Genomic DNA, 24,775 nt, shown 5'->3' on the forward strand with positions numbered 1-24,775 from the left:
CTCAGAGGTTTTGCAACAATCTGGGCGTTGGCCAAGCATCAGCAGGCAAGCCAAGCCGCTGTTGTTCCTTTTGAACCGCATCGCGCGTACGTGCCCCCAGAATTCCGTCGACTTTGCCCACGTTGTAGCCACGTTCTTGCAGTTTCGATTGCAGTTGTTTCATCTGGCGGCTCGACAGGCCAGTGTCAGGGTTTCCTGCGTCATAGACAGGGGCACCTTGCAGGCGGGTCGCAAAGTAGGCGGCCGTCAAAACATACGTAAACGATTGGTTCCACTCGAAATAAACGCTGAAATTTGGATAAGCGAGGAATGCCGGTCCTTTGTGCCCTTGCGGCAAAATCAGTGAGGCAGGCAAATTTGTAAGCGTGCCGCCACGGGCTTGGACGCCCAGTTTTTGCCATTCGCCAGCAGATTTTACGGTGTTCAAGCCAGACGCAGACCAATCCATATTGCTGGGCACGCTGACTTCTTGCAGCCAGGGTTGCCCCGCCTGCCAGCCAAGATGTTGCAGCATTTTGCCGCCTGATGTCAGCGCGTCGGGGGCGGAAGTTTTCAGCGACACACGCCCGTCACCATCCGCATCCACACCGTTTTCGATGATGTCACGGGGCAGCATTTGCACCATGCCGATTTCGCCGGCCCAGGCCCCTGTCGTGCGCGCCGGATCAAATTGACCGCGGGCGTGCAGGGTCATGGCCGCAATCACTTGTGGGCGGAACAGATCGGGGCGGCGGCAATCATGCGCCAGAGTAAGCAAGGCGTTGGCGGTGTTGAAATCGCCCTGAAACGCGCCGTAATCGGTTTCAAATGCCCAGAAAGCCAGCAGCACATTGCGGTTCACGCCGTAGGTGTTTTCGATGTTTTTGAACACTGAATTATAGCGCTTGGCGTTGCTGCGCCCTGCGTTGATCCGGCTGTTCGATATCAAACGCCGCGAAAATTCGATAAAGGGTTTTTGAAACACGCCTTGGGCACGGTCAGCCTTGAGCACTTTGTTGTCTTGGCGGGTGCCTGCCAGAAACGCGTCTGCTTTTGCAGCTGGAATGCCTGCCGAAACTGCCTCGGATTTGATCCCTGCCTTAAAGCTGCTGAACGATCCGCCGCATTGAGCCTGTCCAAGGGTAGGAATGAGAAGTGCAGCGGCAAGAGCGAGAAGGCGCATGGGGGTCCAATCAATTAAAACAAAGCGATCACAAACACGACCATAAGCAGGACGGCCCATGCTTTCCACAGCATTGCGCAGGCCGCGTCAATGGCCGTTTGGTCCGGGCTTCGGTTGCCATTTGCGTGAATCCACGGGAAATCCCGGAGGGTGCCGTCGTAGGATCGAGGCCCTGACAGCGCGACATTCAGTGCGCGCGCCATTGCGGATTCTGGCCAGCCTGCGTTTGGCGAACGGTGCAGCTTGGCATCCTGTCGGATCAGTTTCATCTGTCCGATGACACCGGCAGGCAAGGCGATGAGCACGGCTGTCAGGCGCGCGGGGATCCAGTTCAGCAGATCGTCAAAACGCGCAGCCGCCCAGCCGAATTCTTCGTGCCGTTCGGTGCGATAGCCAATCATGCTGTCAGCCGTGTTCACGATTTTGTAAATTAGCAAACCGGGCAAGCCACCGATCAAAAACCAAAAAGCAGGGGCAATGACACCGTCGCTCAGGTTTTCTGCGCCGCTTTCTATGGCACCGCGTGTAACTGCACTTTGATCCATGCCGCGGGTGTCACGACCAACGATCATGGCGACTTGGCGACGCCCTTCGGCTAGCGACATACGCAGCCCCTGAGCAACGTTGCCAACATGCTGGGCTAGTGATTTCTGAGCGAGCAGGATCGCGGCGACGATGACTGTGACAATGCCGCCAAACAGGCTGATGATATATCCGAGCAGCCCAGCAGCCAGCACCAAACCGATCAGGACTAGGATACCGTTCTGGCGTTTTTGCGTGCCCGTGTTGAACCGCGTATCACAATACCCCACGGCGCGGCCCATCAGTACTGCGGGATGCGGCAGTGTGGTCCAAAGCCATTTTGGTTCGCCCATCACAGCGTCCAACAGCATCGCCAAGAACAACAGAAACGCGAGGCTCATACCGCGTTCTCCAACCGTGCCCAATCAAGGGGGTGTGGCAGGCCTAGGCGTAACCAGCTATCGGAATATGGAAATATGCGCGACCAGATTTGGGATTGCGCAAGGCGGGTTTGGTACGCCGCTGCGTCGCCGACGTCATACAAGCGAAACAGCGTCGTGCCGCCAACAACACTGGCACCTTTGCCAGTCATCAGGTTGTCCAAACGTGCGGCGTCTTTGGTCAACCGGTCACGGGTGTCTTTGGCCCATTCCTGATCGCGCAAGGCCACCGCCCCGATGTGTTGCGCTGGACCGGACACCGGCCATGGCCCGAGCATCTGTTTCAGCGCGTTGATCAATTCGGGATCGCCAATGGCAAAGCCCAATCGCAAACCCGCAAGCCCCCAGAATTTACCAAAGCTCTTTAGGATCACCGTGCCGGATGCTGCCGCGTCGGCCATGTGCGTGGCGTCAGGTGTCACGTCACAAAAGCTTTCGTCGATGATGCGCAGCTGGGTTGTTAACTCTTTTGGATGCCAAATCCGCCCGTCAGGATTGTTTGGATTAACCACAACAGTGGCATCAGGTTGCGTGCCATTTACCGCCCACCCAGCGGCATCAAAGGCGGCCGCATGTTCGTTGTATGTGGGGCCGTGGATCGAAACGGTGCCTTTGTTGGCCAATCGCGGCATGTTTGCAATCAGACACGAGGCACCGGGTGCTGCAAGTATCGCGGCCCCATCCGGAACATTCCAAAAACTGCGCGCGGCAGCAATCAATGCGTCATGCGCGCCTGCATCTGGCAAGGCAGTCCACGCATCCGGCGGAACAGCGCCTGCATCGTAGGGCAAAGGGTTAATGCCGGTGGACAAATCCATCCACTCAGCGCGCGTGCCGCCAAATGTACGGGCCGCAGCGTCTAAACCGCCCCCATGATCTTTGGCAGAACTTGTGTGTGCTTTTATCAACTATTTTTGCTTTCGCGCGACCAAAAGGCGACTTTCCGCCTGACTTCCAGCTTGAGAAAGCGGAAACCGGCCAGACTTGCAAGTGCGCCCCGGATTGTTAAGTTTTTCCAGAACTTATTAATAGTTTGTTAAGTGTTCCAGCGTTTATGTCAGGTAATATTTTATTAAGCTTAGTAAAACCGTTTTCGGAGGCCCTATGAATGTTCTGATTGTTGAAAGCCGACATGATCTTGGCGTGCTTTGGCAACGCCATCTGGAACGTCTCGCAGCAAGCGTGACACTGGTTCATGGGCAAACAGATGCAATCGAACATTTGCGGGATAACTCTCCTGACATCATCATTCTGGACCTCGTGTTAGAGGAAGGCAGTTCGCTTACGATCTCTGATTTCGCAAGCTTCCGCCGGCCCGATGCGCGGGTGATATTCGTCACCAACACCAGCTTTTTCTCGGATGGGTCAATCTTTGCCCACGCCCAGAATGCTTGCGCCTACGTACAAAGCGAAACGCCGCCAGAAGACCTGGCGGCGATGGTCGAACATTATGCATCCGTGCGTTAAGCGCAAAATCTAGATGGCTGAGCGCCCATGCGGTTCAAGGAAATCAATCGCTGGATTGATCGGGATGATCCGGTGCGGATTGATGCTGTCGTGACTGTAGTGATAGTGGCGCACAATGTGGTTCATATTCACCGTCTCTGCCACGCCCTCCATCTGAAATAACTCGCGCGTGTAGGCCCACAGGTTTGGGCAATCTACGATCCGTTTCCGGTTACATTTGAAATGCAAATGATAGACCGGATCAAATCGCACAAGCGTCGTGAACAGCCGCCAATCGGCTTCGGTCAGTTGATCCCCCATCAAATATCGACGGGTGCTTAGCCGGTCCTCAAGCCAGTCCAGCGTGTCGAACAGCGGGGTTACAGCGTCGTCGTAGGCGGTCTGTGTCGTCGCAAACCCACAGCGGTAAACGCCGTTGTTGAACGTGTTGTAGATGCGTTCGTTAACTATTTCGATGTCGTCGCGCATGGCTAAGGGCCAAAGGTCATTCGTGTTGCCCGTGATTGCGTCAAAGGCGGAATTGAACATTCGGATAATCTCGGAACTTTCGTTGCTGACAATCGTTTGACGCTGCGTGTCCCATAGGATTGGCACAGTCACGCGACCGGAAAATTGTGGATCGGCTTTGGTGTAGATGTCGCGGGCAAAAGGCAGGCCAAACAGAGCATCGCCCGTCGCACCGTTGTTGTCCGTCTCAAACGTCCAGCCGTCAGTCAGCATGTCGGGGTGCACCGCAGAGACGCCGATGTGCGCCGTCAGCCCTTTTAGCGCGCGAAAGATCAATGCACGGTGTGCCCAAGGGCAGGCATAGCTGACGTACAGGTGGTAGCGATCCGATTCTGCTTTGAATCCGTCTAGGCCTGAGGGCCCTGCGGTGCCATCTGCCGTAATCCAGTTGCGAAATTTCGCCGCCGCGCGTTCAAATTTTCCACCGGACGATTTTGTGTCGTACCATGTGTCATGCCAGATGCCGTCAACCAATAGGCCCATGCGCGTTCTCCCTTGTTGCGTTGGATCAAACGTAGGGTGAGGGCGCTGATGTGACCAGCCGTGTGCTCGCGCAGGTGGTCTGCACAAATGCACAAATCTGCAACACACGCGGGCAGGTCGCGGCACTGTCACTGAAATTTAACTTGCAGGTCCTACAGATAGGGTCATCTTTGATCGTAGGGGAAATGGAGTCGCACTATGTCAACGTATGTTCCAAAAGAAGTACAAGACGGTCTGGATCGTGCCCGCTTGGCCGGTTTGAAAAAGGCGTCGCGCTTGCGTCTGGATGCCGATGGCGTGCTCTATTCAGTATTACGGATGTGGAAGACAGGGTTTTCCATCGATGCGGCAACGGCCCCACATTTGCGTGGTTATGTTGATCTGTACGACGGTGCGGTGCATCTGTTTCAATGCCTGATTGTCGCCCACGAAGAGGCAGAGGGCGAGATTCGGTTTGAATTCAAACGCCTGACAGCCGTCGCCAATGCGCCTGCGCTTGATTTTGAAAAGCGGACAAATGCGCCGGTTGCTTTGCTCGCCGACGCACGGTGATCATGTAAGGTGGAGGTGTCCTCCACCTTTTGATGCGCGCTGTCTCTTACTGTAAATCGCCAAAGGCTTTTGCCAGCCGTTCAACCGCCTCTTGAACACGTGTGCGCGGCGTCGCGATGTTGAACCGCAAGAACGTATCGCCGCCAGTGCCAAACGTTGGCCCATGGTTCACCGCGATTTGCGCGTCTTGCTCTACCCGCTTGGTAAAATCTTCGCGGCTCATGCCGGTTCCGTCAAAATCCACCCAAGACAGATAGGTCGCCTCCAGGTTCATCGAAGCCAAGCCCGGGATTGCGTTGATCCCGTCGTCAAACAGTTTGCGATTGCCATCCAGATATTCGACCAACTCATCAACCCACGCCGCGCCTTCGGGTGAATAGGCGGCCGTCGCCATGAACAGCCCGAACGAATTTGCAGACAAGCCAAGTGCGGCCATCCGCGCCCCAAAGCGTGCGCGCAAATCAGGATCCTCGATGATCACATTGCCAGAATGGGATCCCGCAATGTTGAACGTCTTTGTTGTCGCGGTCATCATCACCAAGCGTTCAGTGATCCCTTCGATCAGGCTCATCGGGGTGTGCGTGTGCCCGGGCATCACCAGATCGTGGTGGATTTCGTCAGAGACCAAGATCAGGTCGTGCCGTTTGGCAAAATGTGCGACCGCTTGTAATTCTGATTTGGTCCAGACCGTGCCGCCCGGATTGTGGGGCGAGCACAGGATGACCATCTTTTCGTTGCCGGTCATTTGTGCCTCATAGGCATCAAAATCCATGGCGTAACGCCCGTCTTTGTTCACCAATTCGCATTCGACTACTTTGCGCCCGGCCGCGTTAATCACTTTGGCAAACGCGTGATAGACTGGCGTGAACAGCACCACGCCGTCGCCCGGATTTGTAAAGGCATCGACGCACATGGCCGTGCCGTTCACCAGCCCGTGCGTGGTGAACACCCACTCCGGCTCAACTGTCCAGCCATGGCGCGTTTGCATCCACCAGCTGATCGCGGCCTTGTATTTGCTGTCATCCCCGAAGTAACCCATCACCCCGTGATCGATTTGAGCCTGCACCGCATCCAGAATGCACTGCGGTGGTTTGAAATCCATGTCGGCGACCCACATCGCAAGGCCCGTATCTGTCGGCACGCCGTAGAGCTGCTCCATCATGTCCCATTTTACACAATGGCTGCCGCGTCGGTCGATGATGTCGTCAAAACTCATGGGGTCGTCTCCGTTTTTAGGTTTGCGCGCAGGCTACTTGGATATCGCGCAGGCGCAAGAGGCGTTGCGCATGTCGGTCGGGTGTCCTACATCACTGGCATGAAAAGATCGATCCTTTTGCACCCCGATCCCCGCCTGAAAAAGACCTGCGCCGCTGTGCCGGATCTGACGGATGACCTGCGCGCTTTGGCGGACGATATGTTGGAAACGATGTATGACGCCCCCGGTGTTGGTTTGGCCGCACCGCAGGTCGGGGTGTTGCACCGTTTGGTTGTGCTGGATTGCGTCAAAGAAGAGGGCGCCGCCGCGCGCCCGCTGATCATGTTCAACCCCGAAGTGATTGCATCGTCAGACGAAACCAACGTCTATGAAGAAGGCTGCCTGTCGATCCCCGAACATTTCGCTGACGTGACCCGCCCCGCGATGGTGCAGGTTCGTTGGATGGACCGTGACGGCAACGCGCAATCCGAGGAAATGGATGGGCTGTGGGCGACCTGTGTGCAGCACGAAATCGACCATCTCGATGGCAAACTGTTTCTAGACTATCTCAAACCTCTGAAACGTCAGATGATCACCCGCAAGATGGTGAAGTTAAAACGTGAATTGGCCCGCGGATGAGCGTGCTGCCGATTGTCCGCTGGCCTGATGTGCGCCTGACGGAAACCTGTGTTCCTGTGGCCGAAATTACCGACGATGTTCGGGCCTTGGCCGCAGATATGTTGGACACGATGTATGCCGCCCAAGGGCGCGGTTTGGCCGCGTCACAAGTTGGCGCAACGCACCGCGTGTTCGTGATGGATGCGGGCTGGAAAGAGAAACGCTCAGACCCGTTGGTGTGCATCAACCCGATGCTGCAAGAGATCGGCGAAGAACGGGTTAGCCGCGAAGAGGGCTGTCTGTCGATCCCCGGCGTGTTGGCATCCGTCAGCCGCCCGTCCCAAGTGCAAATGGTGTGGACCACGCTAGACGGCGGCCGCTGCGTTCAAAGCTTTGACGGGTTTGCCGCCGCATGTGTTCAACACGAGATTGATCACTTGGACGGGATCATCACATTCGACCACCTTGATACTGAAACACGCGCGGCTGTTGAGGCGGACTACGAGGGCGTCGCATGACGACCCGCCCGTTCGTGCCGTGGCCGGACAAACGCTTGCGCACGGCTGTCCCCGAAGTCTCCGAGATCACAGATGACATCCGTGCAATCTGGGCCGATATGGTCGAAACGATGGAAGCGATGCCTGGCGTTGGACTTGCGGCCCCGCAGATTGGCGTGATGCTTCAATTGGCCGTGGTCGATGCTACGCCGGATCGTTCGCGCCGGATTTTGTTGGCCAATCCAGTCGTCTTGCAAGCGTCACCCGAGATGAACGTCTATGACGAAGCCAGCCCGAACTTGCCCGGTGTGTCTGCCAAAATCAGCCGGCCAAAGGTTGTGACTGTGCGCTATCTGGATGCAAATGGCATGATCACGCGGACAGATTTTGACGGCTTGGAAGCGACCAGTGTGCAACATCAGATTGATCATCTGCAGGGGCGGATGTTCTTTGACCGGTTAGGACGCGTAAAGCGGGATATGTTGTTGCGCAAAGCACGAAAAATTTGAGGCTTCAGCGAGGGTGGTGTGCGACACGCACACCTTACGAGGCCCCCTGGATCAAGATACAATGAATGCGGGTAAGGTGTGCGTGTCGCACACCACGGTGGGAGGCGAAATGCGAATAATCTTTATGGGAACGCCGGAATTCTCTGTGCCTGTTCTGAACGCATTGGTGGACGCAGGGCACGATATCATTTGCGTCTATTCGCAGCCTCCGCGACCAGCTGGGCGCGGCAAGAAGGACCGCCTGACGCCAGTGCATGTCCGCGCTTTGGAATTGGACTTAGAAGTGCGCCACCCTGTTTCGTTAAAAACGGATGAGGCGTTAGCGCAGTTTCAAGCCTTGAACGCGGACGTGGCCGTTGTGGTCGCCTATGGATTAATCCTGCCGCAGTCGGTTTTGGATGCACCGTCGCGTGGGTGTTTGAATATCCACGCCAGCCTTTTGCCCCGTTGGCGCGGGGCTGCGCCTATTCACCGTTCGATTATGGCAGGCGATGCGCAGACCGGCGTGTGCATTATGCAGATGGAGGCAGGCTTGGACACCGGTCCGGTTCTATCCTGCAAGCCGTTGGAAATTGGTTCGCAAGAGACAACCGCGCAATTGCATGACCGCCTGAGCGCACTGGGGGCCACGGCAATTGTTGAAGCGTTGGATCAACTGGGCACCGTGACGCCCCAAGCGCAATCAAGCGAGGGCGTGACCTATGCGGCCAAGATCGACAAGTCCGAGGCAGCAATCGATTGGTCGCGTTCCGCCCTCGACATTGACCGCCAAATTCGCGGTCTTTCATCGTTTCCCGGCGCGTGGTTTGAACTGGATGGCACCCGTGTCAAAGTCCTTGGATCGACGCTTGTTGCTGCCCAAGGCACTGCCGGTGTCACTTTGGACGACGCGCTGTGCGTGGCCTGTGGCGATGGCGCTGTGCGCTTGACCAAGTTGCAGCGCGCGGGCAAGGGTGCACAGGACGCAGATGTTTTCTTGCGTGGAAATCCAGTGCCCAAAGGCACGCAATTGTAGGAGAAACCTCGGATGTTTCCAACGATGATCGGGACGGTTGTGATTGCAGGGATCGTTGGATATCTGGCCGAGCGCTCGAATTTCACGCACAACGGCATTCTGCAATCCATCATCATCTGCGTCGGCGGCGCGTTCCTGTTTTACTTTGTGCGCCTGATGTTCGGGATCGGATTTGGCAGCGCGGGCCTGAACGCGATTGCATCGTCAGTTGGCGCGTTGATCATCGTGCCAACCCACTGGCGCAAATAGGGTCTAGCCCAAAAGATCGCGGGCGATCCGCTCAAAGATGGCGGCTCCGATGGGGATCAAATCATCGGGAAAATCGTAATCCGGATTGTGCAATGCGGCGTGGTTTTCGCCGGGTCCAAGACACAGCATTGCGGCTTTTGCGCCCCACCCGAACACGCCGAAATCTTCTGATGCGCGCATGGGCAAACCGGCATCACCGTTTGGCACATTGATCGCGTTCATCGCGGCGACGGCCACATCGGTTGCGTCAGCGTCGTTGATGGAGGCCGAAAATTCATCAAAAATCTCAAAGCTGACCTGCAATCCTGCCTCTGCTGATAGGGTTTCGGCCAGCGCGCACGCATCGCTTTTCAAATCCGACATTGCGGCGTCTTGGGCTGTGCGCAACGTCGCGTAGACAACGCCGTCGCCGGGCGCGATGCCAAAGGTCGGTTCGCCGATGTTAACGTGGGTTACCGTGACCAATCGAAACGCATCGTCCAACGCGCCACCGGCGCCCATGGCCCCCAAGGCCGGGATCAGTTTGGCGATCGTTGGGGCAGGGGAAACGCCATCTTGAGGGTCCGCTGCGTGCGCAGTTTTGCCGGTCAACGTGATCGCCAGCCCAAGAGAGGCGCAATTGATCAGCCCTGCACGGGTCGAAACGAACCCGAAAGCGCGACCCGGTTCGTTGTGAATGGCAAAGGCCCAGTCCGGCTTGATCGCTTGAAACGCAGGGTCGGCGACAACCGCGCGCGCGCCGCTTCCGTCCTCTTCTGCGGGTTGGAACATTAACACAATGCGCCCTGTCTTGACCGGCTTGCGGGTGATCAAACGGCCCAAGGCCAGCAACATCGTCATGTGCCCGTCGTGCCCGCAAAGATGCCCTTTGCCCGGCGTCTGCGAAACCCAATCGGCGTCAGACAACTCTTGAATCGGCAGCGCGTCTAACTCGGCGCGAAATAGAACCGTTGGCCCTTTGGCTCCGCTGTCAAAGATCGCGGCGACGCCGTGGCCACCCAAACCGGTGATGATTTCTGAGGGGGCGAGAGGGCCTAACGCTTTGACAATCGTGCGGGCGGTTTGAACTTCTTCGCCGGACACTTCGGGCATGCGGTGCAGGTTACGGCGAAACTGGGTCAGTTCAACCAAATCTGAATTGGTGAGCATGGTTGATGATCCTCTGGCCATGGTGTTGCGAGTAGGATGTAGCATATCGTGCGTCGGAACAATCCAGGTTTTGCGACACGTTCAGTGCGCAAAATCAGTTTGCTGGTGGGCGTGCTTTGTACGTGGGCAATTGCCAGCCAAATGCCAGTGAACCGGCGCGCAGGCCCCACGTGACGGCGGCGGCAACGACAAGTGGTATCGGACCTTCGGCGACATAAGCATGCGTGATCCATGCGGCGGCACTGCCAGCCAATGCGGCAGATACGTAAAGCTCGCCTTGTTTTAAAACCATCGGCACCTCGTCGACGACGACATCACGCATTAACCCGCCCATGCAGCCGGTGATGACGCCCATCAGGATAACAATTGCGCTGTGTTGATCTAGTGAAATCGCGACGCCGACGCCCGCGGCCACTGCAATGGCCAAGGCAAAACTATCGAGCCAAGTCAGCACGCGGTAACGGCTTTCTACCAAGTGGGCCGTGAAAAATACGATACCTGCCGCGAGGCATGCAACGCCGATGTAGGCGGGTTGTTCGATCCAGAATATCGGATTTCGGTCTAGCAGAACGTCACGCACAGTGCCCCCGCCGACCGCCGTCAGGCAGGCGAAAAACAAAAACCCGATGGGGTCAAGTTGTGCTCGGCTTGCGACCAATGCACCGGTCAGCGCAAAGACCAAAACCGATCCATAGTCGAGGAAAACCAGCCAGCTCATTTGCTTTTGAACGGGGCCATGCCAGCGCGCGCGAGTTCATCTGCGCGTTCGTTTTCGGGATGGCCTGCGTGTCCTTTAACCCACTTCCACGTCACATCATGCGCTGCGTTCGCGATGTCCAAACGCTGCCACAGTTCGGCGTTGGCGACAGGCTTTTTCGCAGCGTTCTTCCAACCGTTTTTCTTCCAGCCAAAAATCCACGACGTGATCCCGTTTTTGACGTAGTTGGAATCCGTGATGATCGTGATTTCGGTTTTCCGCGTAAGCGATTCAAGCGCGTTGATCGCGCCCAGCAGCTCCATACGGTTGTTGGTGGTGTGGGGCTCGCCGCCCTTCAACTCACGCTCTTTTACGACCTTGGTGCCGTCCATCGCCTGCATCAAAGCCCCCCAACCGCCGGGGCCGGGATTGCCGCTGCAGGCACCGTCTGTGTATGCAAATAATTTAGTCATGCGCGCGTATTGCCATCCATTCTGAAATTGATCCGTCCAAGCCTGTGCCTGACCCCGTTACAACGTCCTGCACCTTTAGACCCGCAGCGCCGAGCAGGCCTGTCAGTTCGTCTTGGGTGTAATAACTGTAGTGCCGCCCGATTTTGTCGCGCCGTTCGCCGGTGCCGGTTTTCAACGCAATGTGCAGAACACCACCGGGTTTCAACGCTTGGCTCAGTGCTGCAAGGTGGCGCGGCATGTCGGATTTTGATGCATGTAACAGGCTGAAATTGGCCCAGATGCCATCGTAGATATCGGTGCCGCTAATGTCGTCAAAGGTCGCTTGTTTTGCTGTGACACCATCGTGTTTGCTGGCCAATTCAACCATTTCAGCAACGGCGTCAGTTGCGGTGACGCGAAATCCGTTTGCGGCCATTTTGGCGGCTGAATCCCCCGGACCACAGCCCAGATCCAACACATGTCCGCCCTCGGGCAGGCATTGGGCAAAGGCATGCAGGATCGGATCAGCGGTGTTCGCATCATGGGTCATGCGCGCGTATTTGTCGGCTTGTTGCGCGTACACACCCAAGGTTTCAGGATCACTCATAAGAAGGCTCCGATGCTGAGGCAGATCAAGACAATGCCGGTTAACAGCAGCCGCAACGGCAGCCACCAATCCGGAGTGAGTTGCCATTTGGAAAAGGCGAAATCAAGCAAAAGCAGCCCAAGAAAGCCGGTGATCAGGTTCATCGCCGCACTGGTGGGCCCGCCGCCGGTCATAAAAAACGCCCAGAGGGCCGGAAGCGTGGCGAGCGTGTAGCAAATCGCGGCTTGGGTGCCTTTGGTTTTGGTCGCAAATCCCCACAGCACGCCGGACATGAACGACAGGATGATCGCGCCGTAGAACAGTTGGATGTAGGGACCGGTAAATCGCGACCCCAGATAGGTGATGCTCCAATCCGCAAGCGGGTCAATTAAGTAAGTTGCGGCCCCCCACAGAAACGGGATCAAGCCAGCAAGCCCAAGCAGCAGAGGTGCGCGCGGGATCACGGTCATGCTTGTTCCAATGCAAGGCGTGCAGCGAGGGCTGAAAAGACGGCGGCGAACCCGCGATTGAGCCAGCGCATAATTGTCGCTGACCCAAGGATGAAGTTTCGTGCCGTTGAGGCAAAGAGCCGGTAGCCAATAAACACCACGAACGTGAGGGCCATAAAAATCGCTCCGAGCACGCTCATTTCAAGGGTGGCGGTGCCAGATTGGCCGGATAGGAACGGTGGCAAAAGGGCAAGGAAAAAGATCGACAGCTTTGGGTTCAAGATATTGATGAGAGCACCGCGGCGGGCGATGCACCAGCCGGATTCCGCTTTGCGATTGGGGCCAATCGACAATGCGCCGCCGCTGCGCAGACTGAGATAGGCAAGGTAGAGCAAGTAGGCGACGCCAGCGATTTTGACGACCGTAAAGAGCAGCGCTGAGGTGTGCAGGATTGCGGCAAGGCCAAGCGTCGCTGCCATCAAGTGCGGCAATATCCCGAAGGTACAGCCAAGTGCCGCCCAAATGGCAGCGCGCGGCCCTTGGCCCAATCCAAGGGCAAGAGTGTAGAGCACGCCTGTGCCCGGTGCGATGACGACGACAAAGGCTGTCAGGAGGAACTGAATTGAGATCATTGCGCTGTCCTGTCTGTTGTGGATGGTACGCGACACGCGTCCCTTACGGGGCCAAGATGAGAGCGAAATGAAATGAAAACGGGTAAGGTGCATCTTGATGCACCACAGGCCTAGGCAGGTTCACGCAGCACACGTGGGACTTTGAATTCAACGTTTTCGATAGCGGTTTCGACCATTTCGGTGGTCACGTCATAACGTGATTTGAATGCGTCGATGACTTCGTTGATCAGCACTTCCGGGGCAGAGGCCCCAGCGGTGATCCCGATAGACGTGATCCCATCCAAGCTTCGCCAGTCGATGTCTGTAGCCCTTTGCACCAGTTGTGCATAGCCGCATCCTGCGCGTGCGCCTACTTCGACCAGTCGTTTGGAGTTGGAAGAGTTGGGCGCGCCAACCACCAACATCGCGTCGCATTTGGGTGCCATGGCTTTGACCGCTTCTTGGCGGTTGGTCGTGGCGTAGCAAATGTCTTCTTTGTGCGGGCCGACGATGGCGGGAAACCGCATTTGCAGCGCGCTCACGATATCGGCGGTGTCATCGACACTTAGTGTGGTTTGCGTCACGTAGGCCAGGTTTTCCGGGTCACGGACAGTCAGGGTCGCCACATCGTCCGGAGTTTCGACCAGCAGCACTTCGCCCTCGGGCAGCTGCCCCATGGTGCCGACGGTTTCAGGGTGTCCTTCATGCCCGATCATGATCATTTGCAGGCCATTGTCGGAATGGCGCTGGGCCTCGATGTGGACCTTGCTGACCAGCGGGCAGGTGGCGTCGACATAAACCATATTGCGGGCAAGGGCCGCGTTGGGCACGGATTTTGGCACCCCGTGCGCCGAGAAAATCACCGGCCGGTCATCAGGGCATTCGGACAAGTCTTCGACAAACACCGCCCCTTTGTCGCGCAGCCCGTCGACGACAAATTTGTTGTGCACGATTTCGTGGCGCACAAAGACCGGCGCGCCCCACTTTTCCAACGCCATTTCGACGATCTTGATGGCGCGGTCAACGCCAGCACAAAAGCCCCGCGGCGCGGCAAGGTATAGCGTGAGGGGGGATTGTGTCATGGACGTCTCCGGCAGTGTCATGCGTCATACGTAGTGCGCGTACGCTCAGGCGTCCAGTGTCACAAAAGTGGCGAAAATGCAAAACGCCGGCCAAGTTTCCCTGCCGGCGTTTCATTCAATACTTTGGATCAGGTTAGTCTTGTGCTGCAACCATAGTTTCGCGCTGCTCTGGCGTGAATTCACGTGGCGGGCGGCCGATGACGTCCTTGAGTTCATCCAGCTCGATGAAGTTGTCCGCTTGGCGGCGCAATTCATCTGAAATCATCGGGGGCTGGCTGCGGATTGTTGACACAACAGAGACGCGCACGCCTTGGCGTTGCAGGCTTTCGACCAGTGGACGGAAATCACCGTCGCCCGAGAAAAGCACGATGTGGTCAACGCGCGGTGCCAGTTCCATCGCATCCACGGCCAATTCGATGTCCATGTTGCCTTTGACCTTACGCCGCCCCATCGAGTCGGTGTATTCTTTGGCCGGCTTGGTGACCATGGTGAAGCCGTTGTAGTTCAGCCAGTCAACCAATGGACGGATCGGCGAATATTCGTCATTTTCAAGCAAAGCTGTGTAGTAGAACGCGCGCAGCAATTTGCCACGGCGCATAAATTCTGTGCGAAGCAGTTTGTAGTCGATATCAAAGCCGAGCGATTTCGCAGCCGCGTACAAATTTGATCCATCGATGAACAGAGCCAAACGCTCATCTTTATAAAACATTAAGTGTCCTTCCGAAGAACCTTGTGCGCCCGAGTGTGAGTGGTGTGAGGCGTGGAAATGAAATATGGCAACGCACAATGGGGAAAATAGGGGTTTATGCTGATGCTGCAAGTCACCATTCTGCGCAAAAGGGGGGAATTTCGCCTATGAGTACCTCAAATATGATCGTTGCCCTAGGGGCAAACCAACCCACGTTGGAAAAATCCCTTAAGGTTACCCTAGGGCACGCAATTCAATCCATAGGCGAAAATGGGGCGGTGATTCGCGCAACCAGTCGATTTTACCAGACGCCCTGCTTTCCTGCGGGGGCCGGGCCGGACTATTTGAATGCCGCGGTTTTGATCCAGGCAGACTGGACGGCGACCCAAGCCTTGGCAATCTTGCACCGTATCGAGCAGGATTTTGGCCGTGCGCGTGTTCAGCGTTGGGGCCAGCGCACGTTGGATCTGGATCTGATCGCATACGACGATGTTGTGGCACCTGATCTGGAAACCTACCAGCATTGGCGTGATCTGCACATTGAAACCCAAAAGATGCGCGCACCTGATCAACTGATTCTGCCGCATCCTCGCCTACAAGACCGTGCGTTTGTTTTGGTTCCGATGGCCGACGTGGCCCCCGATTGGGTACATCCTGTGTCCGGCCTCAGTGTAAAACAGATGTTGGCGCAGTTGCCGCAGGACGAAAAAGACCTGGTTGTGGCCCTATAAAACCTCACGAAAACCGTTCAAAATGCGCTTGTAAATCCACCCAAAGGGCACTAGATAACGGCCTCTAACACTGATCATTTATGTTACTGGAGCTTGCTCATGGCCCGCGTCACCGTCGAAGATTGCGTAGACAAAGTCCCTAACCGGTTTGAACTGGTTATGTTGGCGTCACATCGTGCCCGCGAAATTTCGGCCGGTTCTGCCGTGACCGTTGACCGCGACAACGACAAAAACCCTGTCGTTTCCTTGCGCGAAATCGCCGAAGAAACCCAGAGCGCTGATGATCTGCGCGAGCGTCTGATCGAAAGCAACCAGACCCAGATCGAAGTTGATGAAGCCGAAGAAGACGCCATGGCGCTTCTTATGGGTGCCGAGCAGGACAAACCTGACGAAGACAGCATGAACGAAGAAATGTTGCTGCGTCAGCTGATGGCCGCTCAGGGCCAAGGCTAAGCACAACGCTTTAGGACGCGGACCACATGATATCTGCCGACGATCTGATCGCTCTGGTCCGCACCTACAATCCGAAAACCAATGAACAGCTTATCAGGGCCGCCTATGACTATGGCGGCCTTATGCACGAGGGCCAGTTCCGTCATTCGGGCGAGCCCTATTTTAGTCATCCTGTCACGGTTGCTGCCATTCTGACCGAACAGCAACTGGATGACGCCACGATCATCACCGCATTGCTGCACGACACGATCGAGGACACCAAGGCGTCGTTCTCGTCCGTATCCGAAATGTTCGGGACAGAGATCGCGATGCTGGTCGACAGTGTCACCAAACTGACCAACTTGCAGCTGAACAGCACTGAAACCAAGCAGGCCGAGAATTTTCGCAAGCTGTTCATGGCCATGTCCAAGGACATGCGCGTCATTCTGGTCAAGTTGGCGGATCGTCTGCACAACATGCGCACGATCAAATCCATGCGCCCCGACAAGCAGGTCCAAAAGGCGCGTGAAACGATGGATATCTATGCGCCACTTGCCGGTCGCATGGGGATGCAGTGGATGCGCGAAGAGCTGGAGGATCTGGCCTTTCGCGTCCTCAACCCCGAGGGGCGGTCATCGATCATGCGCCGTTTCGTGCTGTTGCAACGCGAAACCGGTGATGTGATCCAGAAGATCACGGGCGACATGCGGGCCGAGCTGAAAAAGGCAGGCATCAAAGCCGAAGTGTATGGGCGTGCCAAAAAACCCTATTCGATCTGGCGCAAGATGCAGGAAAAAGAGCTGTCGTTCAGCCGTCTTTCCGACATTTACGGGTTCCGTGTCATTACCGACTCCGAGGATGACGTTTATCGCACGCTTGGTACGATCCATCAGCGCTGGTTCGCGGTTCCGGGCCGTTTTAAGGACTACGTTAGCCAGCCCAAAACCAACGGGTATCGTTCAATCCACACCACGGTTTCTGGGCGCGATGGCAAACGGGTCGAGGTTCAGATCAGGACCCGTCAGATGCACGATGTCGCCGAAACCGGCGTTGCTGCACACTGGTCCTATCGTGATGGCAAACGGTCGCAAAACCCGTTTGCAGTTGATCCATCCAAATGGATTGCGCAGTTGACCGAGCAATTTGATTCAGAAGAAAACCACGAGGATTTCCTCGAGGCGGTCAAGCTGGAAATGTATTCCGATCAGGTGTTTTGCTTTACGCCCAAGGGCGAGGTGGTCAAGCTGCCGCGCGGTGCGACGCCAATCGATTTCGCCTATGCGATCCACACGCGGATCGGCAACGCCTGTGTGGGTGCCAAGATCGACGGCATGCGCGTACCGCTGTGGACCCGTGTGAAAAACGGCCAATCGGTCGAGGTTATCACTGCCGAGGGGCAAACGCCGCAGACGACTTGGCTGGAAATTGCCACAACGGGCAAAGCCAGAACCGCAATTCGGCGCAGCCTGCGCGAAGCTGATCGCGACCGGTTTATCAAACTCGGGCGCGAACTGGCCCGATCCGCATTTGGGCAACTTGGTAAAAAGGCGACGGACAAGGCGCTGTCGACGGCTGCCAAACATTTGCGCCTGACGGATGCGGACGAAGTTCTGGCCCGTCTTGGCAGTGCCGAACTGACGGGGCGCGAAGTCGTCACCGCGATTTACCCGGACCTGTCACCAAAAGAAGGCAAGGCGGTGGATTCGCGCCGCGCCGTGATCGGCCTGGGCAAAGGGCAGTCGTTCAAACGGGCTGCATGTTGCGAACCTTTGCCCGGAGAGCGGATCATCGGCATCACGTTTCGCGGTCAGGGCGTCATGGTGCACGCCATCGACTGTGCGCGCCTCGCCTCGTTCGAGGAATCGCCAGAGCGGTGGATCGATCTGCATTGGCACGACGGTACCCACGCGGCCGAGTACGGTGCCACGCTGCAAATGACGATTGGCAATGACGCAGGTGTCCTTGGTCGTATCTGCACCTTGATCGGCGAGACCGGCGCAAATATCTCAGATCTACATTTTGTGGACCGCAAACCTGACTTTTACCGTTTGCTGATTTATGTGGAATTACGAGACGCGTCGCATTTGCATTCGCTGATGCGCGTTCTAGAAGCAGAAAACGAAGTCGCAACAATTGAACGTTACAGAGATACGGCAACTTCTGAACCGGACGGTACGCAATCGCGTCCCCATTAAACAAAGGGCTAAGCGTTGATATTCAAACGCCGCGATCCAAAAACATATCTGCGCGCGGTGGTCGAATTCGTTTGGCCACGCGGCGGATGGGCGCGCGCGTTTCACTATGTCCGCCACCGTTTGCGCCGCCTACCCGACAGCCCTGAGCGTATTGCACGCGGCATGTGGGCGGGTGTTTTCGCTGCATTCACGCCGTTTTATGGTTTGCACTTTGTGGTTGCGGTCGTGATGGCGCGCGTGATGCGTGGCAACATGCTGGCGTCCTTGATGGGCACGTTCTTTGGCAATCCTTTGACCTATTTTCCGATTGGCTTGGCAGCATTGAAAACCGGGCATTGGATGCTTGGCACCGAAATGGAAGAAGGCGCGCATCGTTCCTTTACTGGCAAATTCTGGGATGCGGGCGCTGATCTTTGGTACAACCTCAAGGCTGTCTTTATGGGGCAGCCAACCGATTGGCGTGGCCTGTCGGTGTTCTATGACGAAGTGTTCTACCCCTATTTGGTTGGCGGCATCGTTCCGGGCATCGTTGCGGCCACAATCGTTTACTATGTCAGCGTTCCGTTGATCCGCGCCTACCAGCACCGGCGCAAAGGTCTGATAAAAGCCAAATTCGAAGCGCTGAAAGCCAAGGCCGCCGCCAAAGCAGAAGCAAAGCGCAAGGTCGAGGATCAGGGTTAGGCGCTATCTGCTGATCGACCTAGGCGTGGTTTGTTGAACGAAATCAGACGTCCTCTTGTGTCGGTACAATTCTCTTGGGCGCACGTCTTTCCCCCTGCGCGCCAAACTGATTAGAGTGCCATAAATCGTTTTGGCGACTCTTATCAGGGGATCTGCATGACCTATTCCAGCAAGCTGCGCCTCGGCGTGAACATCGACCACGTGGCAACTGTGCGCAACGCACGCGGCGGTGACACGCCTGATCCGCTGCGCGCCGCACGTATCGCACAAGAATGCGGCGCAGACGGGATCACAGCACATTTGCGCGAAGACCGCCGCCACATCTCGGATGCGGACATCGAAGGGTTGATGGACATTCTGACCATCCCGCTGAACTTTGAAATGGCCGCAACGGACGAAATGCAGGCCATCGCGTTGCGTCACAAACCACATGCGGTTTGCATCGTTCCTGAGAAACGCGAAGAACGCACAACCGAAGGCGGGCTAGAGGTTGCGCGCGAGGAAAACAAGCTGGCGCATTTTATCGCGCCGTTGCGCGAGGCTGGCTGCCGCGTGTCGATCTTTATCGCCGCAGATCAACGTCAGATCGACGCCGCACACCGCATTGGCGCACAGGTGATCGAATTGCATTCGGGTGCCTATTGCGATGCCCACCACGAGGGACGTTTTGAGGATCGCGACCGCGAATTAATAGCGCTGCGCGAGATGAGCACTTATGCCCATTCACTGGGCCTCGAGGTGCACGTGGGTCACGGTTTGACCTACGAAACGGTGAAACCTGTTGCGGCCTTTCCAGAAGTGATGGAACTGAACATCGGGCATTTCCTGATCGGCGAGGCGATTTTTCGCGGGTTGGACCCGGCAATGGCAGAAATGCGCCGCCTGATGGATGAAGCGCGAGCAGGCAAATGACCGAAGGTTACAAAATCGGGTACTGGCGCTTTAGCGCGTGGTTTTTAGGCCTGTCGATTGCGATCCCTGCGGCCTCGTTTGCGCTTAAGGCGGCGACGGGTGTCGAGCTTGGTCAATTTGCGGGCACGATCATCCCGATGATCGTCGCCTCGATGCAAGAAGGTGTGCAATTTGCACGTGGCACAAAACGTGCGCCCGGTGGCAAGGAACGGTTTTTGATGGCGCGGATGTTGACCTGCATCGCGATCGCCTGGACCAGTGTGTTGGTGTTTGTGACGGTTCTGTTTGCGCCACAAATCGGCGCGGTTTTGATGTCGACACTGGGGCCTGCGGTGCTGATGGGATTGATCCTGTTCATGATCGCAATCTTCTTTTTCATGGCTTGGATGTTTGTCGGCATGGGGGCGCGAAACGAAATGAAATTGGTCAGTAAAAACGTGACCAAGGATTTCGAATGATCCTTGGTATCGGAACTGACCTCGCCAACATCGAACGGATCCAAGGCGTGTTGGATCGGCATGGCGACCGGTTTCGCAATCGGGTGTTCACAGACATCGAACAAGCCAAAGCTGCGCGGCGCAAGGACGTAGCTGGAACCTATGCCAAACGCTGGGCCGCAAAAGAGGCGTGCTCAAAGGCGCTGGGCACAGGCCTGCGTATGGGCATTTCGTGGAAAGACATGGCCGTCAGTAATCTGGACACCGGTCAACCGGTGATGGCGGTGACGGGATGGGCGGCCGAGCGCCTGAAAAGCATGACACCGGACGGGCATGACGCAATCATCCATGTCACGTTGACCGACGATCACCCTTGGGCACAGGCGTTTGTCGTGATCGAAGCCCGCCCAACATAGTCCCAACCGCCTGATATCTGACCGGTAAGGTGTGCGTGGCGCACACCCCATGGCTTGACTTGCGCCCAGTGGAACCGCATGTAGCTTGCAACACTTGAGCAGGGAAATTCGAAGATGGCCAAAGCCGAAAAAAAAGAAGGCAATTCGATTATTGAGACGATTAAAACCGTGGTATACGCGCTTTTGATTGCCGGTGTCTTCCGCACGCTCTTTTTTCAACCGTTTTGGATCCCGTCAGGATCGATGAAAGAAACGCTTTTGATCGGCGATTTTCTGTTCGTAAACAAAATGGCCTACGGCTATTCCTACGCCTCTTGCCCCAGCATCAAAATCCAGCGTTTGGGCATTGATCTGGACGCGCAAAAACTGTGCGGCGTTTTTGATGGCGACAACGGCCGTTTCTGGGCGGGCGAACCTGATCGCGGTGACGTGGTTGTGTTTCGTCATCCGACAAATGGCACTGATTATATCAAACGTTTGGTTGGGCTGCCGGGCGACAAGGTACAAGTCACGAACGGCATTATCAGCTTGAATGGCGTGCCTGTGCCGCAGGTTCCGGTTGGCAATTTCACTGAAAAAAAAGCGCCTCAAGGGCCTCACCAGCTTAGCCCGCGCTGTGCAAATGGACCGGTCGGTGCAGGTGGTGTTTGCGAAAAAGAGCGCTACCAAGAGACCTTTCCCGAAGGTAACACACACGTCGTTTTGAACACCTTTAACCAACCAGGGTCACCCGACAACACTAAGGTATTTGCTGTTCCCGAAGGCCACTATTTCTTCATGGGCGACAACCGCGACAACTCTAATGACAGCCGCGTCTCGCAGCTAAGTCGCGGCGTCGGGTTTGTTCCATACGAAAACCTGATTGGTCGGGCTGATCGCATTATGTTCTCGTCTGCCGGCCGTTCAATGTTGTTTGTTTGGACATGGCGCGGCGACCGCTTCTTTAAGGCTGTCGATTGATTTTTGACCTCACAAATCCCTTTCAGGTAGGTGCCTTGTGAAGCTCAGTGCCGAACTCAAAGCCTTTGAAGACCGCATCGCGCATCACTTCGAAACGCCTGTTTTGCTGACACGCGCGGTCACTCATTCGTCGATGTCCTCGCCCACGCGCAGCGATAACCAGCGGATGGAATTCCTTGGTGACCGCGTCCTGGGCTTGGTGATGTCCGAGGCCCTGTATCAGGCCGACACCGATGCCGCCGAAGGTCAGTTGGCCCCGCGTTTCAATGCCCTCGTGCGCAAGGAAACTTGCGCAGATATCGCGCGCGATATTGGTTTGGGCGAGGTTTTGCGCCTTGGTCGCTCCGAGATGATTTCAGGTGGGCGCCGTAAACAAGCCTTGCTGGGTGACGCCATGGAGGCCGTGATTGCCGCTGTCTATCTGGACGCCGGATACGACGCGGCCCGCACGATGATTTTACGCCTTTGGAAAACCCGCATCGAGACCGTCGATGATGACGCGCGTGATCCAAAGACGGCTTTGCAGGAATGGGCGCAAGCGCGTAAGCTGGCTCCACCGAAATACGTTGAAACTGCGCGCAGCGGGCCGGATCACGCTCCGGTTTTTACGATCGCCGCGCAACTGGACAATGGCACCTCTGCCACGGCAACCGCCGGATCAAAACGTCAGGCCGAACAGGCCGCAGCCAAAGCCCTTTTGGCAGAATTGGAAAGCACACAATGACCACTCGCGCAGGTTTTGTCGCCTTGATCGGAGAGCCGAACGCCGGCAAATCCACCTTGCTGAACCGCATGGTCGGGGCCAAGGTTTCGATCGTCACCCACAAGGTCCAGACGACCCGCACCCGAATTCGGGGTGTGGCGATGGAGGGCGAAACCCAGATCGTTTTTGTCGACACGCCGGGCCTATTTGCGCCGCGTCGCCGGCTGGACCGTGCGATGGTTGCCGCCGCTTGGGGCGGCGCTGCGGACGCGGATGTTGTCGTGCTGATGGTCGAGGCAAACCGTGGTGTGACCGAAGGTGTCGAAAGCATCCTTGAGGGATTGGCCGACATCGGTAAGGGGCGCAAAGTGGCGCTGGCGGTGAATAAAATTGACCGTGTCGAAGCCCCTGTCTTGCTGGGGCTGACCAAGGATTTGAACGAACGCTACCCGTTTGTTGAGACGTTCATGATCTCGGCTGAACGCGGCCACGGCGTTGATGCACTGCGCGAATGGCTGGCTGGCGAATTGCCCGAAGGCCCATGGCTGTACCCCGAGGATCAGATTGCCGATCTGCCGATGCGCATGATTGCAGCCGAAATGACTCGCGAAAAGCTGACACTGCGTTTGCATCAAGAACTGCCGTACCAAATGACGGTCGAGACCGAGAATTGGGAAGATCGCAAAGACGGATCTGCCAAGATTGATCAGGTTGTTTACGTCGTGCGTGATGGTCACAAAGGCATTCTGCTGGGCCACAAAGGCGAGACGATCAAAGCTGTCGGCAAGGAATCCCGCAAAGAGCTCGAGGAATTCTTGGGGCGCCGCGTACACCTGTTTTTACAGGTCAAGGTGCGCAGTGGCTGGCTGGACGAGGCAGAACGCTATTCTGAAATGGGCCTGAATTTCAAAGATGGAAATGCGTGAAAACAGCGATCAGGTAACGCGATGGCGCGTCTGACTTCTCGGTTTTGGGTCGATGCGTATCGCGCACGGTTGCGGGTGTTGGACATTGACGCGTTTGTTGTCGCCCACGGCGATGACACGGGCGGGGCGGTTTTGGTCAAGCTGTCGACGCTGGATGGCCAAGCAGTACTGCATCAGCGATCCTTCGATTTGCTAACTGGCACGCGGGCGTGGATAGAACTGACTGCTGGCCCCGAACGTGACGTGGACGCCGCAATTGCCCGACAACGTGAATTTGATCCCGACCTTTGGGTGATCGAAGTTGAGGACCGTCAGGGCCGCCATCTGCTAGATCAGGACGGGTTGGCGTAACATGGAATGGCGCGGCACGGGCATATTGCTGGCGGTGCGCCGACATGGTGAAAGCTCTGCTATCATTGAGGTTTTTACCGAAACGCACGGTCGTCATGCGGGCGTCGTGCGCGGTGGCACCAGCCGAAAAATCGCCCCGATTTTACAACCCGGCGCGCAGCTGGATGTTGCGTGGCGGGCGCGGTTAGAGGGGCACATCGGCAGCTTTACGGTCGAACCTGTACGCTCGCGCGCGGTCGCTGCGATGTCGGATCGTTTGATGCTGGCGGGGCTGAATACGGTCACGGGGTTGCTGACGTTTTGCCTGCCTGAACGCGAAGTCCACGCACCGCTTTATCGTCGAACCGAGACGCTGCTGGACTTGCTGGATCAACCAGATTTGTGGCCACTGGCCTATTTGCGGTGGGAATTGGCACTGCTCGAAGAGATGGGTTATGCGCTGCAGCTTGACACCTGTGCCGTCACCGGAACGCAGGATGATCTGGCGTATGTGTCGCCGAAAACTGGCCGCGCTGTGTCGCGCGGGGCAGCGGGTGAATGGGCCAGCCGATTGTTGCCGTTGCCTGATGTTTTGCGTGGAATTGGGGCTGCGGGGGATGCAGAAATCGCTGAGGGCTTTCGCACAACGGGTCATTTTCTAAGCGCGCATTTGGCCGCAAATCAAGGCAATCGTGCCTTGCCAGAAGCGCGTGCGCGATTTGTCGATGCGTTTAACCGCCAGATTTGAACACCATTTCGCGCCCTTCAGGGGTGCTTAGGATCAGCGTGTTGTTCAGCACTTCGGACAGGGACATCGCATCGAGCGCTTGGAAAAACTGCGCCTCGGCATCCAGATCAGGGCAGGCCATTTTGGTGGCCCCGATCGGACCGGCTTTAAACCACGGATAAGGCACGGTCAGGTCGGCAAAATAGCGATTGCAGGGGGCTTGTCCGCTGATGCGTCCTTCTTCGGGGAACTCAATAGTGGCACGCGCCGCAAACCGTTTGCCGTCAAGTTCGGTTAGTGTCCAAACCCGATCAGCGGCCCCGTAGGCGCGCAAGGTTTCATCCCCGCGGCAGGCAGAAATCAGCAGGACAAGGGCGAGAATGACAAAGCGCATG

Annotated in this window: 33 protein-coding genes; 19 read left to right on the forward strand and 14 right to left on the reverse strand. The window is 56.6% G+C overall.

What is annotated here, in order from left to right:
* Position 1: 1 nt before the first annotated feature.
* From ACFIO0_RS19995 to ACFIO0_RS20005, 3 genes are read right to left on the reverse strand one after another with little or no spacing between them, the layout of a single operon-like run.
* Positions 2–1,162 (reverse strand): lytic murein transglycosylase, encoded by a 1,161-nt coding sequence (locus ACFIO0_RS19995; protein WP_390912158.1) that lies wholly within the window; start codon positions 1,160–1,162, stop codon positions 2–4.
* 14 nt (positions 1,163–1,176) lie between these two features.
* Complete coding sequence (cbiB, locus tag ACFIO0_RS20000) at positions 1,177–2,085, reverse strand: adenosylcobinamide-phosphate synthase CbiB (protein ID WP_390912160.1); 909 nt, start codon at positions 2,083–2,085, stop codon at positions 1,177–1,179.
* Entirely contained in the window at positions 2,082–3,032 is a 951-nt protein-coding gene (locus ACFIO0_RS20005; RefSeq protein ID WP_390912162.1) for an aminotransferase class I/II-fold pyridoxal phosphate-dependent enzyme, read from the reverse strand. The genes cbiB and ACFIO0_RS20005 overlap by 4 nt, the downstream gene beginning before the upstream one ends.
* 196 nt (positions 3,033–3,228) lie before the next feature.
* On the opposite strand from ACFIO0_RS20005, the gene ACFIO0_RS20010 reads away from it, so the two are divergent.
* On the forward strand, positions 3,229–3,591 hold the full coding sequence (locus ACFIO0_RS20010; RefSeq protein WP_390912163.1) for a response regulator transcription factor: 363 nt from the start codon (positions 3,229–3,231) through the stop codon (positions 3,589–3,591).
* 9 nt (positions 3,592–3,600) lie between these two features.
* Here the strand turns inward: ACFIO0_RS20010 and ACFIO0_RS20015 are convergent, their stop codons facing one another.
* Positions 3,601–4,581 carry a glutathione S-transferase C-terminal domain-containing protein gene (locus ACFIO0_RS20015; RefSeq protein WP_390912164.1) on the reverse strand — a complete coding sequence of 327 codons (981 nt, stop codon included), beginning with the start codon at positions 4,579–4,581 and terminating at the stop codon, positions 3,601–3,603.
* A 198-nt stretch (positions 4,582–4,779) separates the two neighbouring features.
* Between ACFIO0_RS20015 and ACFIO0_RS20020 the strand changes: the two genes are divergently transcribed.
* A complete protein-coding gene (locus ACFIO0_RS20020) occupies positions 4,780–5,133 on the forward strand; it encodes a hypothetical protein (RefSeq protein WP_390912166.1) in 354 nt (117 codons plus the stop codon).
* Between the two features lie 46 nt (positions 5,134–5,179).
* Here the strand turns inward: ACFIO0_RS20020 and ACFIO0_RS20025 are convergent, their stop codons facing one another.
* Positions 5,180–6,349 (reverse strand): PatB family C-S lyase, encoded by a 1,170-nt coding sequence (locus ACFIO0_RS20025; protein WP_390912167.1) that lies wholly within the window; start codon positions 6,347–6,349, stop codon positions 5,180–5,182.
* 99 nt (positions 6,350–6,448) lie between these two features.
* On the opposite strand from ACFIO0_RS20025, the gene def (ACFIO0_RS20030) reads away from it, so the two are divergent.
* From def (ACFIO0_RS20030) to ACFIO0_RS20050, 5 genes are all read left to right on the forward strand, one after another.
* Positions 6,449–6,967 carry a peptide deformylase gene (gene def, locus ACFIO0_RS20030; RefSeq protein ID WP_390912169.1) on the forward strand — a complete coding sequence of 173 codons (519 nt, stop codon included), beginning with the start codon at positions 6,449–6,451 and terminating at the stop codon, positions 6,965–6,967.
* The gene (gene def / locus ACFIO0_RS20035) at positions 6,964–7,464 is read left to right on the forward strand and encodes a peptide deformylase (RefSeq protein ID WP_390912171.1); all 501 of its coding nucleotides are present in this window, start codon (positions 6,964–6,966) and stop codon (positions 7,462–7,464) included. Before def (ACFIO0_RS20030) ends, def (ACFIO0_RS20035) begins: the two co-directional genes overlap by 4 nt.
* Positions 7,461–7,952: a peptide deformylase gene (gene def, locus ACFIO0_RS20040; protein ID WP_390912172.1), complete on the forward strand. Its 492-nt coding sequence runs from the start codon at positions 7,461–7,463 to the stop codon at positions 7,950–7,952. The genes def (ACFIO0_RS20035) and def (ACFIO0_RS20040) overlap by 4 nt, the downstream gene beginning before the upstream one ends.
* A 109-nt stretch (positions 7,953–8,061) precedes the next feature.
* Positions 8,062–8,967: a methionyl-tRNA formyltransferase gene (fmt, locus tag ACFIO0_RS20045; RefSeq protein ID WP_390912174.1), complete on the forward strand. Its 906-nt coding sequence runs from the start codon at positions 8,062–8,064 to the stop codon at positions 8,965–8,967.
* Between the two features lie 12 nt (positions 8,968–8,979).
* A complete protein-coding gene (locus ACFIO0_RS20050) occupies positions 8,980–9,216 on the forward strand; it encodes a hypothetical protein (RefSeq protein WP_390912176.1) in 237 nt (78 codons plus the stop codon).
* 3 nt (positions 9,217–9,219) lie between these two features.
* Here ACFIO0_RS20050 and ACFIO0_RS20055 read toward each other — a convergent pair whose 3' ends face one another.
* The 8 genes from ACFIO0_RS20055 to ACFIO0_RS20090 form a co-directional block, all read right to left on the reverse strand.
* Positions 9,220–10,365, reverse strand: a complete 1,146-nt coding sequence (locus tag ACFIO0_RS20055) for an amidohydrolase (protein WP_390912178.1) — start codon at positions 10,363–10,365, stop codon at positions 9,220–9,222.
* Positions 10,366–10,459: 94 nt separating this feature from the next.
* Positions 10,460–11,083 (reverse strand): TRIC cation channel family protein, encoded by a 624-nt coding sequence (locus ACFIO0_RS20060; RefSeq protein WP_390912180.1) that lies wholly within the window; start codon positions 11,081–11,083, stop codon positions 10,460–10,462.
* Positions 11,080–11,535 carry a ribonuclease HI gene (gene rnhA / locus ACFIO0_RS20065; protein WP_390912182.1) on the reverse strand — a complete coding sequence of 152 codons (456 nt, stop codon included), beginning with the start codon at positions 11,533–11,535 and terminating at the stop codon, positions 11,080–11,082. Before rnhA ends, ACFIO0_RS20060 begins: the two co-directional genes overlap by 4 nt.
* Positions 11,528–12,121, reverse strand: coding sequence for a methyltransferase domain-containing protein (locus tag ACFIO0_RS20070; RefSeq protein ID WP_390912183.1), 594 nt, complete (start codon positions 12,119–12,121; stop codon positions 11,528–11,530). Before ACFIO0_RS20070 ends, rnhA begins: the two co-directional genes overlap by 8 nt.
* Positions 12,118–12,570 (reverse strand): DUF3429 family protein, encoded by a 453-nt coding sequence (locus ACFIO0_RS20075; protein WP_390912185.1) that lies wholly within the window; start codon positions 12,568–12,570, stop codon positions 12,118–12,120. Before ACFIO0_RS20075 ends, ACFIO0_RS20070 begins: the two co-directional genes overlap by 4 nt.
* The gene (locus ACFIO0_RS20080; RefSeq protein WP_390912187.1) at positions 12,567–13,181 is read right to left on the reverse strand and encodes a LysE family transporter; all 615 of its coding nucleotides are present in this window, start codon (positions 13,179–13,181) and stop codon (positions 12,567–12,569) included. Before ACFIO0_RS20080 ends, ACFIO0_RS20075 begins: the two co-directional genes overlap by 4 nt.
* 110 nt (positions 13,182–13,291) lie before the next feature.
* Positions 13,292–14,242, reverse strand: coding sequence for a 4-hydroxy-3-methylbut-2-enyl diphosphate reductase (gene ispH, locus ACFIO0_RS20085; RefSeq protein WP_390912188.1), 951 nt, complete (start codon positions 14,240–14,242; stop codon positions 13,292–13,294).
* A 133-nt stretch (positions 14,243–14,375) separates the two neighbouring features.
* The gene (locus ACFIO0_RS20090; RefSeq protein WP_390912190.1) at positions 14,376–14,951 is read right to left on the reverse strand and encodes an NYN domain-containing protein; all 576 of its coding nucleotides are present in this window, start codon (positions 14,949–14,951) and stop codon (positions 14,376–14,378) included.
* Between the two features lie 146 nt (positions 14,952–15,097).
* Here ACFIO0_RS20090 and folK point away from each other — a divergent pair, with 146 nt between their 5' ends.
* From folK to recO, 12 genes are all read left to right on the forward strand, one after another.
* Complete coding sequence (gene folK / locus ACFIO0_RS20095) at positions 15,098–15,661, forward strand: 2-amino-4-hydroxy-6-hydroxymethyldihydropteridine diphosphokinase (protein WP_390912192.1); 564 nt, start codon at positions 15,098–15,100, stop codon at positions 15,659–15,661.
* A gap of 99 nt (positions 15,662–15,760) precedes the next feature.
* The gene (gene rpoZ, locus ACFIO0_RS20100) at positions 15,761–16,114 is read left to right on the forward strand and encodes a DNA-directed RNA polymerase subunit omega (protein ID WP_390912193.1); all 354 of its coding nucleotides are present in this window, start codon (positions 15,761–15,763) and stop codon (positions 16,112–16,114) included.
* 26 nt (positions 16,115–16,140) lie between these two features.
* Positions 16,141–18,288 carry a RelA/SpoT family protein gene (locus ACFIO0_RS20105; protein WP_390912195.1) on the forward strand — a complete coding sequence of 716 codons (2,148 nt, stop codon included), beginning with the start codon at positions 16,141–16,143 and terminating at the stop codon, positions 18,286–18,288.
* A gap of 15 nt (positions 18,289–18,303) precedes the next feature.
* On the forward strand, positions 18,304–18,969 hold the full coding sequence (locus ACFIO0_RS20110; RefSeq protein WP_390912197.1) for a DUF2062 domain-containing protein: 666 nt from the start codon (positions 18,304–18,306) through the stop codon (positions 18,967–18,969).
* A gap of 156 nt (positions 18,970–19,125) precedes the next feature.
* On the forward strand, positions 19,126–19,881 hold the full coding sequence (locus tag ACFIO0_RS20115; protein ID WP_390912199.1) for a pyridoxine 5'-phosphate synthase: 756 nt from the start codon (positions 19,126–19,128) through the stop codon (positions 19,879–19,881).
* Positions 19,878–20,339 (forward strand): ABZJ_00895 family protein, encoded by a 462-nt coding sequence (locus ACFIO0_RS20120; RefSeq protein WP_390912201.1) that lies wholly within the window; start codon positions 19,878–19,880, stop codon positions 20,337–20,339. Before ACFIO0_RS20115 ends, ACFIO0_RS20120 begins: the two co-directional genes overlap by 4 nt.
* Positions 20,336–20,734, forward strand: coding sequence for a holo-ACP synthase (gene acpS, locus ACFIO0_RS20125; protein WP_390912203.1), 399 nt, complete (start codon positions 20,336–20,338; stop codon positions 20,732–20,734). Before ACFIO0_RS20120 ends, acpS begins: the two co-directional genes overlap by 4 nt.
* Before the next feature lie 114 nt (positions 20,735–20,848).
* Entirely contained in the window at positions 20,849–21,694 is an 846-nt protein-coding gene (gene lepB, locus ACFIO0_RS20130; RefSeq protein WP_390912204.1) for a signal peptidase I, read from the forward strand.
* A 37-nt stretch (positions 21,695–21,731) separates the two neighbouring features.
* Positions 21,732–22,418: a ribonuclease III gene (rnc, locus tag ACFIO0_RS20135; protein ID WP_390912206.1), complete on the forward strand. Its 687-nt coding sequence runs from the start codon at positions 21,732–21,734 to the stop codon at positions 22,416–22,418.
* Positions 22,415–23,323 carry a GTPase Era gene (era, locus tag ACFIO0_RS20140; RefSeq protein ID WP_390912208.1) on the forward strand — a complete coding sequence of 303 codons (909 nt, stop codon included), beginning with the start codon at positions 22,415–22,417 and terminating at the stop codon, positions 23,321–23,323. The genes rnc and era overlap by 4 nt, the downstream gene beginning before the upstream one ends.
* Positions 23,324–23,344: 21 nt before the next feature.
* Positions 23,345–23,674: a DUF1491 family protein gene (locus ACFIO0_RS20145; protein WP_390912209.1), complete on the forward strand. Its 330-nt coding sequence runs from the start codon at positions 23,345–23,347 to the stop codon at positions 23,672–23,674.
* A 1-nt stretch (position 23,675) separates the two neighbouring features.
* On the forward strand, positions 23,676–24,401 hold the full coding sequence (recO, locus tag ACFIO0_RS20150) for a DNA repair protein RecO (RefSeq protein WP_390912210.1): 726 nt from the start codon (positions 23,676–23,678) through the stop codon (positions 24,399–24,401).
* Here the strand turns inward: recO and ACFIO0_RS20155 are convergent.
* Positions 24,385–24,774, reverse strand: a complete 390-nt coding sequence (locus ACFIO0_RS20155; RefSeq protein WP_390912211.1) for an META domain-containing protein — start codon at positions 24,772–24,774, stop codon at positions 24,385–24,387. The genes recO and ACFIO0_RS20155 overlap by 17 nt on opposite strands.
* Position 24,775: the final 1 nt, after the last annotated feature.

The organism is Pseudosulfitobacter sp. SM2401, from assembly GCF_042932805.1.
In the GTDB taxonomy this organism is placed as follows: Bacteria; Pseudomonadota; Alphaproteobacteria; order Rhodobacterales; family Rhodobacteraceae; genus Ascidiaceihabitans.

Coding starts and splice junctions, on each gene's coding strand:
- ACFIO0_RS20145 (WP_390912209.1), top strand. CDS start 23,345: ATGGCGCGTCTGACTTCTCGGTTTTGGGTCGATGCGTATCGCGCACGG.
- folK (WP_390912192.1), top strand. CDS start 15,098: ATGAGTACCTCAAATATGATCGTTGCCCTAGGGGCAAACCAACCCACG.
- ACFIO0_RS20010 (WP_390912163.1), top strand. CDS start 3,229: ATGAATGTTCTGATTGTTGAAAGCCGACATGATCTTGGCGTGCTTTGG.
- lepB (WP_390912204.1), top strand. CDS start 20,849: ATGGCCAAAGCCGAAAAAAAAGAAGGCAATTCGATTATTGAGACGATT.
- ACFIO0_RS20075 (WP_390912185.1), bottom strand. CDS start 12,570: ATGACCGTGATCCCGCGCGCACCTCTGCTGCTTGGGCTTGCTGGCTTG.
- ACFIO0_RS20155 (WP_390912211.1), bottom strand. CDS start 24,774: ATGCGCTTTGTCATTCTCGCCCTTGTCCTGCTGATTTCTGCCTGCCGC.
- cbiB (WP_390912160.1), bottom strand. CDS start 2,085: ATGAGCCTCGCGTTTCTGTTGTTCTTGGCGATGCTGTTGGACGCTGTG.
- ACFIO0_RS20025 (WP_390912167.1), bottom strand. CDS start 6,349: ATGAGTTTTGACGACATCATCGACCGACGCGGCAGCCATTGTGTAAAA.
- ACFIO0_RS20090 (WP_390912190.1), bottom strand. CDS start 14,951: ATGTTTTATAAAGATGAGCGTTTGGCTCTGTTCATCGATGGATCAAAT.
- ACFIO0_RS19995 (WP_390912158.1), bottom strand. CDS start 1,162: ATGCGCCTTCTCGCTCTTGCCGCTGCACTTCTCATTCCTACCCTTGGA.
- def (WP_390912171.1), top strand. CDS start 6,964: ATGAGCGTGCTGCCGATTGTCCGCTGGCCTGATGTGCGCCTGACGGAA.
- def (WP_390912172.1), top strand. CDS start 7,461: ATGACGACCCGCCCGTTCGTGCCGTGGCCGGACAAACGCTTGCGCACG.
- ACFIO0_RS20115 (WP_390912199.1), top strand. CDS start 19,126: ATGACCTATTCCAGCAAGCTGCGCCTCGGCGTGAACATCGACCACGTG.
- ACFIO0_RS20070 (WP_390912183.1), bottom strand. CDS start 12,121: ATGAGTGATCCTGAAACCTTGGGTGTGTACGCGCAACAAGCCGACAAA.
- def (WP_390912169.1), top strand. CDS start 6,449: ATGAAAAGATCGATCCTTTTGCACCCCGATCCCCGCCTGAAAAAGACC.
- ACFIO0_RS20060 (WP_390912180.1), bottom strand. CDS start 11,083: ATGAGCTGGCTGGTTTTCCTCGACTATGGATCGGTTTTGGTCTTTGCG.
- ACFIO0_RS20015 (WP_390912164.1), bottom strand. CDS start 4,581: ATGGGCCTATTGGTTGACGGCATCTGGCATGACACATGGTACGACACA.
- ACFIO0_RS20020 (WP_390912166.1), top strand. CDS start 4,780: ATGTCAACGTATGTTCCAAAAGAAGTACAAGACGGTCTGGATCGTGCC.
- era (WP_390912208.1), top strand. CDS start 22,415: ATGACCACTCGCGCAGGTTTTGTCGCCTTGATCGGAGAGCCGAACGCC.
- ACFIO0_RS20120 (WP_390912201.1), top strand. CDS start 19,878: ATGACCGAAGGTTACAAAATCGGGTACTGGCGCTTTAGCGCGTGGTTT.
- rpoZ (WP_390912193.1), top strand. CDS start 15,761: ATGGCCCGCGTCACCGTCGAAGATTGCGTAGACAAAGTCCCTAACCGG.
- ACFIO0_RS20080 (WP_390912187.1), bottom strand. CDS start 13,181: ATGATCTCAATTCAGTTCCTCCTGACAGCCTTTGTCGTCGTCATCGCA.
- recO (WP_390912210.1), top strand. CDS start 23,676: ATGGAATGGCGCGGCACGGGCATATTGCTGGCGGTGCGCCGACATGGT.
- ACFIO0_RS20050 (WP_390912176.1), top strand. CDS start 8,980: ATGTTTCCAACGATGATCGGGACGGTTGTGATTGCAGGGATCGTTGGA.
- acpS (WP_390912203.1), top strand. CDS start 20,336: ATGATCCTTGGTATCGGAACTGACCTCGCCAACATCGAACGGATCCAA.
- ispH (WP_390912188.1), bottom strand. CDS start 14,242: ATGACACAATCCCCCCTCACGCTATACCTTGCCGCGCCGCGGGGCTTT.
- rnhA (WP_390912182.1), bottom strand. CDS start 11,535: ATGACTAAATTATTTGCATACACAGACGGTGCCTGCAGCGGCAATCCC.
- ACFIO0_RS20105 (WP_390912195.1), top strand. CDS start 16,141: ATGATATCTGCCGACGATCTGATCGCTCTGGTCCGCACCTACAATCCG.
- fmt (WP_390912174.1), top strand. CDS start 8,062: ATGCGAATAATCTTTATGGGAACGCCGGAATTCTCTGTGCCTGTTCTG.
- ACFIO0_RS20055 (WP_390912178.1), bottom strand. CDS start 10,365: ATGCTCACCAATTCAGATTTGGTTGAACTGACCCAGTTTCGCCGTAAC.